Here is a 14397-nt window from a genome sequence, read left to right as displayed (position 1 = left end):
AGCCTAGGCGAGCGTCGCCCGGACCGCAGCGGCGGCAGGTCGGGCCGTCCGGCGCCGGACGACCATCCTCCCCGCAGCACGCCAGGACGCCGGCTCACCGGCCGAGGCCGCCAGGGCCGGCTCGCCGGGGTCCTTCTTTTTCCGGAATCAGCCGTCGACATGATGCGTTGGCCGACCCTGAGGGAGCTACACTTACACCTCACCCCGGACAAGGCATAATGCGACCCGCTCTCGCGATTCCCCTTCACCCCCCCGCGCGCGAGGCCGCATCCCACATGGCTTCCGACCCTCACACCACGCCACTCCGCGCCGCTCGCCGGCGTCCGAACGGCGATCCGCTCGGCTCCGACGACGGGCTCCTCGAGGTGCTCGAGAGCGCACGCTTCGGCGTGCAGTACGAGCCCATCGTCGAGGTCGCGTCCGGGCGGACGATCGCGTACGAGGCGCTCGCGCGCTTCCACCGGACGGACGGCGCCCTGGTGCCCGCGACGCAGGCGTTCCGGTGGCTGCACTGCGCGCCGGCGCTCCTCGTCGAGACCGAGCTCGCGCTGAAGCGGCTCCAGCTCGATCGCGCGCCGGGCCACACCGTCTTCGTCAACCTGGATCCCGACAGCTACCTCGGCGCGGCCGGCGCGGCGGAGCAGTTCATCGCGCTGCTCGGGCAGGCAGGGATGGACGTCGTGGTCGAGGCCATCGAGAACCTCGACGTGGACGACGCGATCCGCGCCGGCGAGATGATCGCCGGCCTCCGCGGGGCGGGCGTCCCCTTCGCGCTCGACGACGTGGGCGCGATGGACGGGCTCGTCTCGTTCGAGTCGCTCGCCTACGCCGACTACCTCAAGTTCGATCGGTCGCTCGTGCCCGCGCCGCGCGACGGCCGGCGGCTCGCCGTGGTGCAGGCGCTCGTGGGCATGGCGCAGCGGACCGGCGCCCGCGCGGTGCTCGAGGGCGTCGAGACCGCCGAGGACTTCGAGCTCGCGCGCGATCTCGGCGTCGGCCTCGTGCAGGGCTACCTGTTCCGCGACCGGTTCGTGCACGTCGCGCCGGGCGGGCGCTAGCCGCCGTCCTCGCTCACGCCTCGCGTCGCGCGAGGAGCACCCCGGCCGCGAACCCCGCGGCGATCGCGGCGATGCCGCGGAGCGGCCCGCGCGCCCTCCGGTCCACCTTCGGCCGCCGCGCCGCCGCGGACGCCGGCGGGGCGTCGGGCAGGTCCTGCTGCGCGGCGACGCCCTCGTGCTGCGGGTGCGCTGGCGTGGTCCCCGTGTCCGCGAGCGACTTCGCGCCCTGGCGCTTCCCCTCCGGCGACGCGTGCTCGATGAACGCGTTCATCTCCGCGCCGGCGAGCAGGACGAGCGCCGAGATCCACATCCAGAAGAGCAGGACGATGACGCCGGCGATGGAGCCGTAGGTCTTGTCGTAGCTCCCGAAGTTCGAGACGTACTTGCTGAACCCCCAGGACGCGATCACCCACAGGACGACGCCGATGACGGAGCCGGGCGTGATGAACTTGAACGCCTGCTGGACGTCCGGGAGCGCGTAGTAGAGCACCGCCCAGAGGAACATCATCACGAGCCCGGCGACCGGGAGCCGGAGCCACAGGATCGCGGTGCCGACGGGGCCGCCGATCGCGTTCGCGATCGGCTCGGCGGCGACGCCGGCGAGGGCGGCGACGAGCGAGAGGACGCTCGCGACGATCGTCATGAGGAGCGCGATCCCGCGCACCTTCCAGAACGGCCGGCCCTCCTTCACGTCGTAGCAGGTGTTGAGCGCGCGCATCAGGGCGAGGATGGCGCCCGACGCCGCCCAGAGCGCGCCCAGCGCGCCGAACCCGAGCAGCGTCACGTTCTGCTGCTGCCCGAGCTGCTGGATCCGCTGGCCGACGATCTGCGTCGCCGGCCCCGGCGCGACCTGCGAGAGCTGCTGCACCAGCTGCTGCGCCTGGTCCGGCGTGATGACCACGCTCGCGAGCGCGACGAGGAAGAGCAGGAACGGGAAGAGCGCGAGGACGCCGTAGTACGTCACCGTCGCGGCGAGGTCGGTCACGTTGTCCTTCGAGATCTCCCCCGTGAGCCCCTTCGCGAACTCCTTCCAGCTCATGCCCTTCCCTGGGAACCGCATGTCGCCTCCCCCTCGATTCACACCGCCGCCCGGCCCGGCGCCGGGCACTCGCCCGGGAAGCGCCGGCAGGCCCCCTCGATGCCCGCGTACAGCGCGTACGCGAACAACCCGACGGCCGCGGCCGCGAGCAGCGTCGTCCCGTACGGCCGCGCCGCGATCACGTCGAGCGCGCCGCCCGTCCCCCTCGCCTCCGCAGGCGCGCGCCGGACCACGGCCCGGATCAGGAACGCGCCGACCATCCCGAACAGCGTCCCCTGCGCCGCGAACCCGAACGCCGCGAGCCACCGCGCCCAGCGCCGGAACGTCGTCGAGGTCGCGGAGAGATCGAGCACGCGGAGACAGCCCCCGGAGATGCCGAGGTGCGCCTGGCGGACGCCCACCCCGATGGCGACGAGCCCGATGACGACCGCGACCACCGGACCGCCCGGCAGGACGAGCGCCTCCGCGGCGCCGGTCCGCGCGAGCTGGTCGCCGCTCGGCCCGGGCGCGTGCCCGAGCGCGACGCGGAGCCCGGTCGCGGCGAGCGCGACGTAGCCGAGGCCGCCGACCGCCTGTCCGACCCTGGAGATGGCCGCCCAGGCGCCGCGGTCGCCGTTCGGGTTCACGATGCCCTCGAGCACGAACCAGAGCCCGAGGCCGGCGATGCCCGCGGCGGCGAGGACGAGCGTCGTCGAGGCGCCACGCGGCGACGCGAGCGACGCGAGCGCCTGCTTCACGTCGAACGTCGCTCCGCCACGGCCGAGCGCAGCCCGCAGCGCGAGCGCGCCGACCACGCCGTAGAGGGCGGCCTTCGCGACGAACCCCGCGCGCGCGACGAGGTGCGCGCCGCGCATGCACGCGAGCCGGATCGGCCACGTCCGGGCGTCCAGCCGGGCCTCCGCAGGGGCGCCGACGGACCCGGTCTCGTGTGTCGCGGTGCGCATCACTCCCGCAAAAGGTGGCAGGCGGGGCGGCGAGGGACAACCGCAGCCGCTGGATCAGCGGCGCTTCGTCCGCGCCAGCTGGACGACGAACCAGATCCCGAAGACCACCAGGATCGGCAGGAGCAGCCTCGGCCGCCGGGCGATCAGGGCGATGGCGGCGGCGAGCAGGAGCGCGAGGGGCCAGCTGATCCGGAGCACGGGGGAAATTGTAGTTGAACGCCTGATTGCCTGCTCGGCCGTCTCACGGCGTGCCCGCGGCCGTCACCGTGGGCCTGGCCGCGGTGCCAGCTTCCCGACTCCCGTGGCCCGTGGACCGCTTCTCGCCGTGAACCGATCTTCGTGCGAGCCCGAAGCCGTCGGGCACGGGAGCGGGCCAGGAGCCACGGGGAAGGGGGTCACGGGCACGGAGAGGCTCGGGGACGTTCAGCGGGCCCGGACACGGTAACGATTTGCCACGCACCCACCGTCCCGTTCGCCCCCTCCGCCGCGCCACGCAAGGATTCCTCCCATGAAGCTCCCCTGGTGGCTCCCCTTCGGTCGAGTTGCGGAGATCGATCCGGCCGCGCTCCACGCCGCGCTCCACTCCGGCGCGCCTCCACAGCTGGTCGACGTCCGCACCGAGCCGGAGTTCCGGCACGGGCACCTGCGCGGCGCGGTGAGCGTCCCGATCGCCACCCTCCCCGCGCGGCTCGACGCCCTCGGGCTCGACCCCACGCGGCTGGTCGTCGCCATCTGCCTCTCCGCGCACCGCTCGATCCCCGCAGTCCGGCTCCTGCGCGGGCGCGGGTTCGACGCCTGGCAGCTCGCGGGCGGGATGATCGCGTGGCGGCGCGCGGGGCTGCCGGAGGATCGCGGCTAGGACGTTCCGAGCCGCTCGCACCAGTACGGATCCGTCCGGTACGCGAGCGGCAGCTCGGCGCGACCGGCGGTGTCCGGGTGGTTCGCGAGGAGCGCGCGCACCCCGTCGACGTCAGCGTGCGCGCGCCGTCGAGCCAGTGGAACGGGAAGAGCCGCCCGGCGCGGGCTCACTCGAGCGTCCAGGTGACGAGGTCACCCGTGCACTCGATCATCAGCACCTGGGCGCCCCGGCGCGCGCCGTCGACGAACACCGCCGCCCCCTTCACGACCTGGCCGCCGACGACGTCGACCGTGAGCCCGTCGCCGCGGGGCGGCACCGAGCCCACCTCCTTGCCGTCGACGCTCACGAGGACGCTCCGAGCGGTGGTGTTCTTGAGCTGCAGCTTGCAGACGCGATCCCGTGCGGCGGCCGGCGAGACCGTGACCGCCCCCGACACGGCCGTGGGCGGCGCCGAGGTCTTCGGTCCCGCGACGGCGGCGAGCGGCAGGGCGGCGAGGGCGGCGGCGAGCGCGAGGGGACGGAAGGTGGGCACGGGTGCGACCTCCAGGGAGCGGTTGGGGGAATCTTCGTGCCCGTGGACGTGGCCGTCAACGTACGAGGACACGGGACCGGGGTCACGGGCACGGTGAGGCTCGGGTTCCCGTTCGGCGCACGGGGATGGGCAGGCGTCAGGCCTGATCCCCCGCGCTCTCCGCCCCCTCACCCTCCTCGACCAGCCGGAGCCCCGCCGGCAGGCTCTCCCCGAAGATCCTCGACTCCTCCTCCGCGCTCGCCTCGGCGACCTCCCGCACGGCGCGGACCGTCTCCTCGGGCGCGCGCGCCGCCGCGAGCGCGTCGAGCACGCGCGCCCGGGTCGCGTCGTCGACATCCCGCGCGCGGTCGCCGCTTCGCCGCGCGAGCTGGGCGAGCGGGAAGGCGAGCGCGGGCGCCGGCGCGCCGAGCGCGAGGAGGCGCGCGATCCACGCCTCCGCGGTCGCCGGCGGCACCGCCAGGTGCGCGCTCGCGTGGAACGGCACGCGCGCACCGAGGCGCCCGAGGGACCAGAGCAGGTGCGGCGCGGGGCCCTCAGCCTCGAGGCGCGCCAGGAGCCAGTCGCCCGCATCGATCTTCGCGGCGGGCTCGATCCGCTCGAGGCTGCCGACGAGCCGGATCATCTCGTCGATCGCCTCGGGCTTCGCGCCGGCGACCTTCGGCGCCGGCTTTCGCGCGTCGCGCGGTCGCACGAACGGCGCCACCGTCTCGAGGAGCCGCTCCTGCCACGCCGCGTCGAGCCCGCCGGCGATGCGCCGCCAGAGCACCCACCAGGCGGCCCAGGCCCGCGGGTCCGCCTGGTACTGCAGCCCCTCTCCGAACACCGACCAGGTCTCGGCCGCGCGCCACGCGTCGAGCGGCGCGCCGAAGCCAGGACGGAGGCAGAAGCCGGTGAGCTGCAGCCAGACGCGCTCGTGATCCGCGCTCCGCCGCCGGCGGGTCCGGCCCGCGTGCAGCGCGCCCCAGAGATCGCGCACGACCGGTGTCGCCCAGCCCTCCCGCGGGCCGAGGATCTTCTCGAGCGCACGCTGGAGCCCCTTCACCTCCTTCTTCTCGACGGCCGCCTTCTTGCCGAAGAAGAGCTCCACCTGGGCCCGGGCCTCGTCGAGCCGGCGTGGCGCCTGGCCGACCTCGGCGCGCGGCTCCTCCCGCTCACCCCGAGCCTGTCGGGGGGCCCGGAGCGAGAACTCCAGCTTCCACCGCGCGTCACGCCCCTGCGCGGCGCACCACAGCTCGAGCGTGCCGATCTCCGTCAGCGCCGCCTCGAGCCGGACCGGGACCTCCGCCGCGCCGCCCGCCGCGCCCGCGTCGCGGAGCACGGCCTCGACGGGCGGCAGCGCCACGAGATCGTCGGTGACCGGCACCACGTCGCCGGGGCGCTCGAGCCGCGCCTGCGCCGACGCGAAGAGCGGGAACCGCACCGGCCGGTTGAGGGCGAGCGCGAACGGCCGGGGCACCTCGACGCGGCTCCCCTCCTCGAGGTGTCGGGGCACGACGCAGAGCGCGCGCTCGCCGTCCGGCGTCGCGATGCCGACGTAGAACGCCCGCGGGCTCCCGCCGCCGATGCGGAGGCCGATCCCGTGCCGGACGAGGGCGGAGGCGACCGCGCCGCGCGCGACGGCGAGGTCGAGCGCCGGGCTCGCGAGGAGGCGGACCGGCGGCGCCCCCGGGAAGAGCGCCGAGACCGCCTCGACGAGCCGGTCGCGCAGGAGCCCCGGCGTGAACACGCCGCCGTTCACGAGGATCGCGTCCGGCCGCGCGAGGCCGCCCACGGCCGCGCCGGCCTCCGCCGCGTGCGCCGCGAGGAACGCGACGACGTGGCGGGTGACCGCCGGATCGGGCTCGTAGGGCAGGCCGAGCTCGGCGAGCCCGGCGGTCCGGGGGGCGCGGCGGGGGCGATCCGCCGGCCCGACCCCCGGGAAGAAGCCGTCGAGCAGGACCGCCCGGACCTCGTCGCGCGAGAGCTCGGCGGAGACCGCGCTCCCGACGAGGCGGCTCCCGCGCCCCACGACGGCGACCGGGAGCTTCGCCGGCCCACCCTCGGAGAGGAGCGCCTCCTTCGCGTTCCGGCACGCCAGGACGAGCGCAGAGAACCGCGCGGGGTCGAGCCTCTCGCCGAGGCGGGCCTCGACCGCGCGCGCCAGGGCGAGGTCGACGTTGTCGCCGCCGAGGAGCAGGTGGTCGCCGACCGCGAGGCGGGTGAACGCCGGCCGGCCGTCCTGGACGCGCGCGGCGACGAGGGTGAGGTCGGTCGTGCCACCGCCGACGTCGACGACCAGGACGAGCCGCGCCCCCGCGAGCGCCGCCTCGAGGTCGGCGCGGTGGCGGCTCGCCCAGTCGTGGAAGGCGGCGGCGGGCTCCTCGAGGAGGGTCACGCGGTCGAGCCCCGCCTCGCGGGCCGCGGCGAGCGTGAGCTCGCGCGCCGCCACGTCGAACGAGGCGGGGACGGCGAGGACGAGGTCCTGCGCCGCGAGCGGCGCGTCCGGATGCGCGTGGTCCCACGCGTCGCGGAGGTGCCCGAGGTAGAGGGCCGACGCCGCGACCGGCGAGAGGCGCGGGACGCCCTCCGGCGCGCCCCACGGCAGGATCGGCGCGGTCCGGTCCGCCCGCGCGTTCGCGAGCCAGCTCTTCGCGGACGTGACGAGGCGCCCCGGGACGCGGGCGCCCTGGTCGCGCGCCCCCTCCCCGACGAGGACGTCGCGCGGTCCCCACGGCAGGACGAGCTCCTCCGGCGGCAGCTCGGGGCCGGGCAGGTACACGCACGACGGCAGGAGGCGCCGCGCGGCGACTCCGCCGGGGACGCGCTGCGGGATCGGGATCGCCTCGATGGCCTCCGCGAGGTCGCCCTGGCGCGCGAGGTCCACCGCGGCGAGCGCGGAGTTCACCGTCCCGAGGTCGATCCCGACGAGGAAGCGCGGTCCCGCCATCTTCCTCACGCGGGCGGCGCCGCGCCGGGCCCGCCAGCGTCCGCCGCCTCTGCGCCCCCGGGCGCGTGCCGGAGGTTCCACTCGAGCCGGTACGCGCTGCCCTCGCGCCCGACGCACTCGAGCTCGAGGGTGCCGATCTCCGTGACGTGCGCGCGGAGCTTCACGGGGACGACCTCGCCCGCCGGACGCGCCCCGGCGGGCACCGTCGCGGTGACCGGCGGCAGCTCCGCGAGCGCCTCCTCGTCCTCGACCACGTCTCCGGCGCGGTCCTCGCGCCGGTTCGACGACGCGAACAGCCGGAAGTCCACCGGCTCGCCGACGACGAGCCCGACCTCCTCGTTCGGGAGATCCGCCGTCGTCCCCTCCTCCATCCCCATCGGCGCGAGGCAGACGGCGCGCACCGGCGTCGGGAGCCCGGGGACCGCCGGCATCGAGGCCTCCACGCCGACGTAGTAGGCGCGCGCCGTGCCGCCGCGGATCCGGATGCCGTGGCCCGCCCGGACCCGGCCGTAGGCCGCCGCGCCGCGGGCCACCGCGAGGTCGGGGTCCGCCGCGGGCAGCACCTTCGGCGCGGCCGCGCCCTCCGCCGCGAGCCAGGACCCGACCACGTCCACGATGCGCTCGGTGAGCGGCCGCGCCTTGGTGACGCCGCCGTTGAAGAGGATCGCCGTCGGGTGGAGGAACGCCTCGCCGGCGAGCGGGACCGGGGCGGCGTCGCCCTTCAGGCCCGCCCGGTGGCGCGTGAGGAAGGCCGCGAGGTGCCGGGTGACCGCGGGATCGGAGGCGTACGGCAGGCCGAGGGTCGTCAGGCCGGTGCGGCGCGCCGCGACGGGCGCCGAGGTCACCGCGACCTTCGGGAAGAAGCCGTCCACGAGGACGCCGGTGAGCTCCGCCTGCGACAGCGACGTGCGGAGCGCGCCGCCGACGAGGGACGACCCGCGCCCGGGGATCGCGATGGGCGCCTCGGCGAGCGCCGGATCGGCGAACAGCCGCTCCTTCGCCTCGCGCGCGCCGTGCGTCAGCGCCACGAGCTGCCAGCGATCGAGCTTCCGGCCCTCGCGCGCGAGCTTGTCCGCGAGCGCGTACGCGAGCGCGAGGTCCATGTTGTCGCCGCCGAGGAGGATGTGGTCGCCGACTGCGACGCGCTCGAGCCCGAGGTCGCCGACCCGATCGACGACGGCGATGAGGGAGAGGTCGGTCGTCCCGCCGCCGACGTCCACGACGAGGACGAGGTCCCCCGGTTTCACCTCGCCCCGCCACGCGTCGCCCATCGCCTCGACCCAGGCGTAAAGCGCCGCCTGCGGTTCCTCGAGGAGCGTCACCGCCGGGAGGCCGGCGGCGCGCGCCGCCTCGACGGTCAGCTCGCGCGCCACCGCGTCGAACGACGCGGGCACCGTGAGCGTCACCTGCTGTCGCGCGAGCGCCGCGTCGGGGTCCTCCCGCGCGAACGCCTCGTCCCAAGCGGCGCGGAGGTGGGCGAGGTAGCGCGCGGACGCGTCGAGCGGCGAGACGTGGGGCACCTCCGGCGGTGCGCCGGCGGGCAGCACCGGCGCGCGCCGGTCCACTCCGGCGTGCGACAGCCAGCTCTTCGCCGACGCGACGAGCCGGATCGGCGTCTGCGCCCCGAGGCTCCGCGCGAGGACGCCGACGACGGCGCCCTCCGCACCCGGATCCCACGGCAGCGCGGTCGCGCCCGACGGCAGCTCCGCCTCGTGCGGCAGGTACAGGAACGACGGCAGGAGCGGCCGGGCCTCCACCTCGCCGGCATGGACGAGCTGCGGGATCGGCAGCACCTCCGCGGCGCCGCTCTCCGCGCCGAGGGCCCGGTGGGCGAGCGCGGAGTTGGTCGTGCCGAGGTCGATACCGACGGCCCGTGGAGTCATCGCCATCCCCGTCCCTCCGTCCGCGCCGAGCCCGTCGAGGGGCGACCCGTGACGACGGGCTCACCACGAACGCGCAGCAGCGTCACAGCTCCACCTCCGCCGGCGCGAGGATGTTCGGGTCCTTCCCGTCCGCCGGCGGGAGCTTCACCTCGCGCGCGCGCCAGCCGTGGTGCTTGAGGCTGCCCTTGAAGGGCGGCTTCCCGACGACGTTCCCGGTGAGCCGGATCGCGGCAGGATCGAAGCCGGTAGGGACGGTGACCTGCGCCCCCTCCGACTCCCGGAACACGGGCTCGAGCCGGAACAGCTCCTCGATCGCGCGCTTGCACCCTGCGTGCACCGTGCGCGCCGCGGCGCCGATGGCGGCGTCGGGGAAGCCGGTCAGGTTCTCCTCGATGAAGTCCACGAGGCGGCCCTCGCGCTGCAGGATGGAGAGGACCTGGAGGGCGGCGCGGGTGTCGGGCGCGGACGGCGCGGGCGCGGCGACGGGAGCCGGCTTCGACGGCGCCGTGGGCGCGGGCGCCGCGGCGGGTGCGGGTACCGCGGCGGGCGCCGGTGCGGGCGCCGCCGCGGGCGCGGGCCCACTGGTGGGCGGCGCGGCCGCGGGCCTGGCGGGTGCTGGAGCGGCGGCGGGCGGCGCGGCCGCGGGCTTGGGGGCGGCGGCGGGCGGAGGCGCGGCCGGGACCGGCTCCGGGCGCGCAGGCTCCGGGCGCGCGCCGGGGCTCGGCGGCGGCAGGCTCTCGCGCCCGCGCCGGAGCGCGCGCAGGCGTTCGACCTCCCGCGCGACGTCGGCGCGGAACAGCACCGCGAACAGCGCCCAGAAGGCGAGGACGAGGCGCTGCCAGGGGGTGAGCTCGTAATCGGACATGGATAGGACCCTCGGTCGAGGCCCCATCATGCAGTGCGCCGCGCCGGGGACGAGCCCCGGTACGGGGCGCACCGAATGAGGGCGCCTTCCGCGGAGAGGAACCCCCGCAATGTGCGGCGGGAAGCGCCATCGCGCGAGCCTTTTTCACCCGGAGGCTGGCCCACGTGCCTTTCCCACCGCGCCGCGGGTGGGCGAGCCACCCACCGACGGCTCGCCAGCCACCGGATCGGGGGGCACCGCTCTCGCCGCGCCGGCGCCCGACCGTGGCCCGGGCGAGACCCCTTTCGCGGTCGCGCGCCGGCGGAGTCAGCCCGCTAGTGCACCGGGCGTGACGATCCGGATCGGGACGAGCGGCTGGAGCTATGCGGCCTGGAAGGGCCGCTTCTACCCCGCCGACCTCCCCACGACGCGGATGCTGGCGTTCTACGCGGGGCGGTTCGGCGCGGTGGAGGTGAACAACACCTTCTACCGGATGCCCCGGGCGGCGACGCTCGCCACCTGGCGAGAGGAGGTGCCCCCCGCGTTCGTGTTCGCGCTCAAGGGACCGCAGCGGGTGACCCACTTCCAGCGGCTCGCCGGGGTGGAGGAGCCGGTGGGCTACTTCTACCGGACGGCGGCGGAGCTCGGGCCGTCCCTCGGGCCGATCCTGTGGCAGCTCCCGCCGACGCTGAAGAAGGACGTCCCGCGCCTGCGCGACTTCCTCGCGCTCCTGCCGCGCGGCGGCCGCGCCGCGCTCGAGTTCCGCCACCCGAGCTGGCTCGAGGACGATTCCCTCGCCCTGCTCGCGGATCACGGCGTCGCCCTCTGCGTCGCCGAGGACGAGGAGCACGCGATCCCGCTCGTCGCGACCGCGCCGTTCGGCTACCTGCGCCTGCGCCGGCCGGACTACGACGCGCCCGCGCTCCTCGCGTGGGCGGAGCGCGTCGCGGCGCAGCCGTGGGAGGACGCGTTCGTCTTCTTCAAGCACGAGGACGAGGCGCGCGGGCCGGCGTTCGCGCTGGCGTTCGCGGAGCTCGCCGGGGTGCCGGCGGGCGCGGGGGCGCCGGGGCCGTAGGTTCGCCGCATCCAGGTGGTCGCGGAGAGAGCTTCCGGGCGACGCCGCTCGCCGCGCCGCGTGCCGCGGTTGACAGCTCGGTTAGCGTTTGCTAACCAGACACGGTGACGCGCCGGCAGCCCGCGACGAGGTGCTTCGTCTCCGACGAGGATCCGCCGTCGAAGCAGGGCGTCCTGCGCGCCGCGCTCGAGCTGTTCGTGGAGCACGGGCTGGACGGAACCAGCGTCCGGATGATCGCGGAGCGGGCCGGGTACACGAACCCGGCGATGTTCAAGTTCTTCGACTCCAAGGACGCGCTCGCCCTCCACCTCTTCGAGCGCTGCTACGACCGGATCTTCGGCGCGTTCGAGACCGCGGCGGCGCGGAGGCCGTTCGAGGAGGCGCTCCAGGGGGTCCTCGACGCGTTCGTGTCACTCGTGGAGGATGATCTCGAGGCGGTGCTGTTCGTCCAGGACAACCTGCGCGCGCTCTGGCCGCGGCTGTCGGCGGCCGCGCGGAAGCGCTCGATGCTGAGGCTCTTCCGCGACCTGTTCGAGCGCGGCGTCCGCGAGGGCGCGGTGACCGGGTATCGAGCGCCGGACGTCCCCGTCGCGGCGCTGGTCGGGCTCATGGCCCAGCTCGGCCGGATGGCCTACTTCGGCGAGCTCGCGGGCCCGGCCCGCCTGCACCGCGGGGAGCTCGAGCTCGCCGTCACGAGGTTGCTGAAGGGCTGACGCGATCACGGTCGCCGCGGAGCGGTTCACACGACCCGCGGTCAGCAGGCGCTGACCAGGAGGCTGGCAATGACCCTCGGACGGCGCACGACGCGGTGGCGGTGGCTCCTGTCGGCGACGGTGGTCGCGCTCGTCGCCGTGAACACGCTCGACGTCCCGCTCTCGGTCCCGCGAATGCGGGCGCTCGCCGGAGGCCAGACGATCCTCGACCTGCGCCTCGGGTACGGCCCGGATGACGCGTACCGGCTGCTCGACGCCCTCGGTGCCGCGGGCCGCCACGCCTACCTTCGCATGCTGTGGACCGTGGACCTCGCGCTGCCTGCACTCTTCTCCGGGTTCCTCTGGAGCGCGGTCGGCGCGGGCGCGCTGCGGAGGTCGCGCTGCGCGACCTTGCTGCCCGCGGTCGCCGACTACCTCGAGAACGCAACGATCACCGCGCTCCTCCTCGGCTATCCTGCCCGCTGGAACGCCGTCGCCCGGCTGGCGGGCGCCTCGACGGTGGCGAAGCACGCGCTGTACATGGCGTCGCTCGCCGTCGCGATCGGCGGCGCCGTCGTCGAGCGGAGGCGGACACGGGCTCGCGAGGCGCTTCCGCCTGCCGTCCACCGCCCCACCCAGGAGATCCCGTGAACGTCCTCGTCGTCCTCGCGCACCCCGATCCCGCGAGCTTCAACCACGCGCTCGCGGCCACCGCGGTGGACACCGCGCGGCGGCTGGGTCACCGCGTCGTGCTCCACGACCTCCACGCCGAGTCCTTCGATCCGATCCTGCCGGCGCCCGAGATCGCGAAGGGCGCGCCGATCGAGCCCTGGCTGGAGCGCCACTGCGACGAGCTCGCCGCGGCCGACGGGGTGGTGATCGTTCACCCGAACTGGTGGGGACAGCCGCCCGCGATCCTCACCGGATGGATCGATCGCGTCGTCCGCCCCGGCGTCGCGTACGCGTTCGAGGAGGGCGACGGAGGCGAGGGCGTGCCGGTGGGGCTCCTCCGGGCACGAACTGCCGTCGTGATCAACACCTCCAACACGCCGGCCGCCCGCGAGCGGAAAGTGTTCGGGGATCCGCTCGAGGCGATCTGGAAGCGCTGCGTGTTCGACCTTTGCGGCGTGAAGGACGTGCGCCGGCGCACGTACTCCGTGGTCGTGACGAGCACGCCGGAGCAGCGAGCGCGCTGGCTCGAGGACGCGCGGGAGCTCGTGAGCTCGGCGTTCCCGCGGAGCGGCTGAGCCCTCACCGCGCCGACGTCGCTCCTACCGGTTCACCGTCGCCATCCCCTGCGGCGGATACCGGTCGCCGGCGGCGACGCCCCGCGGCGCGACGGCGTCGATACGCGCGAGGTCCTCCTTCGTGAGCACGATCCGCGCCGCCGCCACGTTCTCCTCGAGGTGGGCGCGCGTCGTCGTGCCCGGGATGGGCGCGATGTCCTTCCCCTGCGCGAGGACCCACGCGAGCGCGAGCTGGGATGGCTTCGCGCCCTTCTCGCGCGCCATCTCGTGGATGCGGTCCACGACGTCGAGGTTCTTCTGGAAGTTCGCGCCCTGGAACCGCGGCGCGTTCCGGCGGTAGTCGCCGGGTGGGAGGTCCTCGGGCCGCCGGAACCGGCCGGTGAGGAACCCTCGGCCGAGGGGGCTGTATGGTACGAAGCCGATCCCGAGCTCGCGGACGGTGGGGAGGATCTCGTCCTCCGGATCCCGCGACCACAGCGAGTACTCGGTCTGGAGCGCGGAGATCGGGTGGACCTTGAACGCGTGCCGGATCGTCGCGGGCGCGGCCTCCGAGAGGCCCAGGAACCGGACCTTCCCCGCGCGGACGAGGTCCGCCATCGCGCCGACGGTGTCCTCGATGGGCACGTTCGGATCCACCCGGTGCTGGTAGTAGAGGTCGATCCGGTCCACGCCGAGGCGCTTCAGCGACGTCTCGCACGCGCTCCGGACGTACTCCGGCCGGCCGTTCACGCCGAGGAAGCTGCCGTCCGCGCCGCGCTGGTTCCCGAACTTGGTGGCGAGGACGACCCGATCGCGCCGGCCGCGGATGGCCCGGCCGACCAGCTCCTCGTTCTTGAACGGACCGTACATGTCGGCCGTGTCGAGGAACGTGATCCCGAGCTCGAGGGCGCGGTGGATCGTGGCGATGGACTCGGCCTCGTCCGCCCCCGCGTAGAACTCGCTCATCCCCATGCAGCCCAGGCCGATCGCCGAGACCGCGAGCCCCTGCCCGCCGAGCTTCCGCTGCTCCATGTGCGCGCCCCTCCGGTGGTCCGTGCCGCGTCTCATAACGCGGCCGGCCGGAGCGCGCGACGACCCCGGGGCGAGGTACAATGCCGCCGTGCCTCACCCCATCCTGCGCAAGAAGAACCCGTTCGCCATCGACGCGCCGCTGCCGCCACGCGGCCCGGCGCGATGGGCCGCCATCACCGGGCTCGTCGTCGGCGGGATCGTCGCCGTGCTGGTCCCGATCTTCTTCCTCGTCTTCGTGATCGGCCTGCTGCGCGGCCCGTAGGACGTCGCGGGCCGCGCCGGCGCGG

15 protein-coding genes are annotated in these 14397 nt (G+C 75.3%); 7 read left to right on the top strand and 8 right to left on the bottom strand.

What is annotated here, in order from left to right:
* Nucleotides 1-275: 275 nt before the first annotated feature.
* On the top strand, nt 276-1058 hold the full coding sequence (locus AMOR_RS21695; RefSeq protein WP_248354011.1) for an EAL domain-containing protein: 783 nt from the start codon (nt 276-278) through the stop codon (nt 1056-1058).
* Nucleotides 1059-1071: 13 nt separating this feature from the next.
* Here the strand turns inward: AMOR_RS21695 and AMOR_RS21690 are convergent, their stop codons facing one another.
* From AMOR_RS21690 to AMOR_RS21680, 3 genes are read right to left on the bottom strand one after another with little or no spacing between them, the layout of a single operon-like run.
* Nucleotides 1072-2118, bottom strand: a complete 1047-nt coding sequence (locus tag AMOR_RS21690; RefSeq protein ID WP_248354009.1) for a YihY/virulence factor BrkB family protein — start codon at nt 2116-2118, stop codon at nt 1072-1074.
* A 17-nt stretch (nt 2119-2135) separates the two neighbouring features.
* The gene (locus AMOR_RS21685) at nt 2136-3041 is read right to left on the bottom strand and encodes a DUF1206 domain-containing protein (RefSeq protein ID WP_248354007.1); all 906 of its coding nucleotides are present in this window, start codon (nt 3039-3041) and stop codon (nt 2136-2138) included.
* Nucleotides 3042-3095: 54 nt separating this feature from the next.
* A complete protein-coding gene (locus AMOR_RS21680) occupies nt 3096-3239 on the bottom strand; it encodes a hypothetical protein (RefSeq protein ID WP_248354005.1) in 144 nt (47 codons plus the stop codon).
* A 310-nt stretch (nt 3240-3549) separates the two neighbouring features.
* On the opposite strand from AMOR_RS21680, the gene AMOR_RS21675 reads away from it, so the two are divergent.
* Nucleotides 3550-3900 carry a rhodanese-like domain-containing protein gene (locus tag AMOR_RS21675; RefSeq protein ID WP_248354003.1) on the top strand — a complete coding sequence of 117 codons (351 nt, stop codon included), beginning with the start codon at nt 3550-3552 and terminating at the stop codon, nt 3898-3900.
* 166 nt (nt 3901-4066) lie between these two features.
* Here AMOR_RS21675 and AMOR_RS21670 read toward each other — a convergent pair whose 3' ends face one another.
* From AMOR_RS21670 to AMOR_RS21655, 4 genes are all read right to left on the bottom strand, one after another.
* Entirely contained in the window at nt 4067-4432 is a 366-nt protein-coding gene (locus AMOR_RS21670; protein ID WP_248354002.1) for a hypothetical protein, read from the bottom strand.
* Nucleotides 4433-4568: 136 nt separating this feature from the next.
* A complete protein-coding gene (locus AMOR_RS21665) occupies nt 4569-7358 on the bottom strand; it encodes an Hsp70 family protein (RefSeq protein ID WP_248354000.1) in 2790 nt (929 codons plus the stop codon).
* A gap of 5 nt (nt 7359-7363) precedes the next feature.
* Nucleotides 7364-9241, bottom strand: a complete 1878-nt coding sequence (locus AMOR_RS21660; RefSeq protein WP_248362584.1) for an Hsp70 family protein — start codon at nt 9239-9241, stop codon at nt 7364-7366.
* An 82-nt stretch (nt 9242-9323) separates the two neighbouring features.
* Entirely contained in the window at nt 9324-10106 is a 783-nt protein-coding gene (locus AMOR_RS21655) for a DUF2760 domain-containing protein (protein WP_248353998.1), read from the bottom strand.
* Nucleotides 10107-10434: 328 nt separating this feature from the next.
* Here AMOR_RS21655 and AMOR_RS21650 point away from each other — a divergent pair, with 328 nt between their 5' ends.
* The 4 genes from AMOR_RS21650 (at nt 10435) to AMOR_RS21635 (ending at nt 13099) form a co-directional block, all read left to right on the top strand.
* A complete protein-coding gene (locus AMOR_RS21650) occupies nt 10435-11160 on the top strand; it encodes a DUF72 domain-containing protein (RefSeq protein ID WP_248353995.1) in 726 nt (241 codons plus the stop codon).
* 104 nt (nt 11161-11264) lie between these two features.
* Nucleotides 11265-11873: a TetR/AcrR family transcriptional regulator gene (locus tag AMOR_RS21645; protein WP_248353992.1), complete on the top strand. Its 609-nt coding sequence runs from the start codon at nt 11265-11267 to the stop codon at nt 11871-11873.
* A gap of 69 nt (nt 11874-11942) precedes the next feature.
* Nucleotides 11943-12503 (top strand): hypothetical protein, encoded by a 561-nt coding sequence (locus AMOR_RS21640; protein ID WP_248353990.1) that lies wholly within the window; start codon nt 11943-11945, stop codon nt 12501-12503.
* A complete protein-coding gene (locus AMOR_RS21635) occupies nt 12500-13099 on the top strand; it encodes an NAD(P)H-dependent oxidoreductase (RefSeq protein ID WP_248353987.1) in 600 nt (199 codons plus the stop codon). Before AMOR_RS21640 ends, AMOR_RS21635 begins: the two co-directional genes overlap by 4 nt.
* A 24-nt stretch (nt 13100-13123) precedes the next feature.
* Here the strand turns inward: AMOR_RS21635 and AMOR_RS21630 are convergent, their stop codons facing one another.
* Nucleotides 13124-14110 carry an aldo/keto reductase gene (locus AMOR_RS21630; RefSeq protein ID WP_248353984.1) on the bottom strand — a complete coding sequence of 329 codons (987 nt, stop codon included), beginning with the start codon at nt 14108-14110 and terminating at the stop codon, nt 13124-13126.
* 88 nt (nt 14111-14198) lie between these two features.
* Here AMOR_RS21630 and AMOR_RS21625 point away from each other — a divergent pair, with 88 nt between their 5' ends.
* The gene (locus AMOR_RS21625) at nt 14199-14372 is read left to right on the top strand and encodes a hypothetical protein (RefSeq protein ID WP_248353981.1); all 174 of its coding nucleotides are present in this window, start codon (nt 14199-14201) and stop codon (nt 14370-14372) included.
* The last annotated feature ends 25 nt before the right edge of the window (nt 14373-14397 follow it).

Origin of the sequence: Anaeromyxobacter oryzae, assembly GCF_023169945.1 — a bacterium.
GTDB lineage: Bacteria > Myxococcota > Myxococcia > Myxococcales > Anaeromyxobacteraceae > Anaeromyxobacter > Anaeromyxobacter oryzae.
This window is presented reverse-complemented; position numbering and strand designations above follow the sequence as displayed.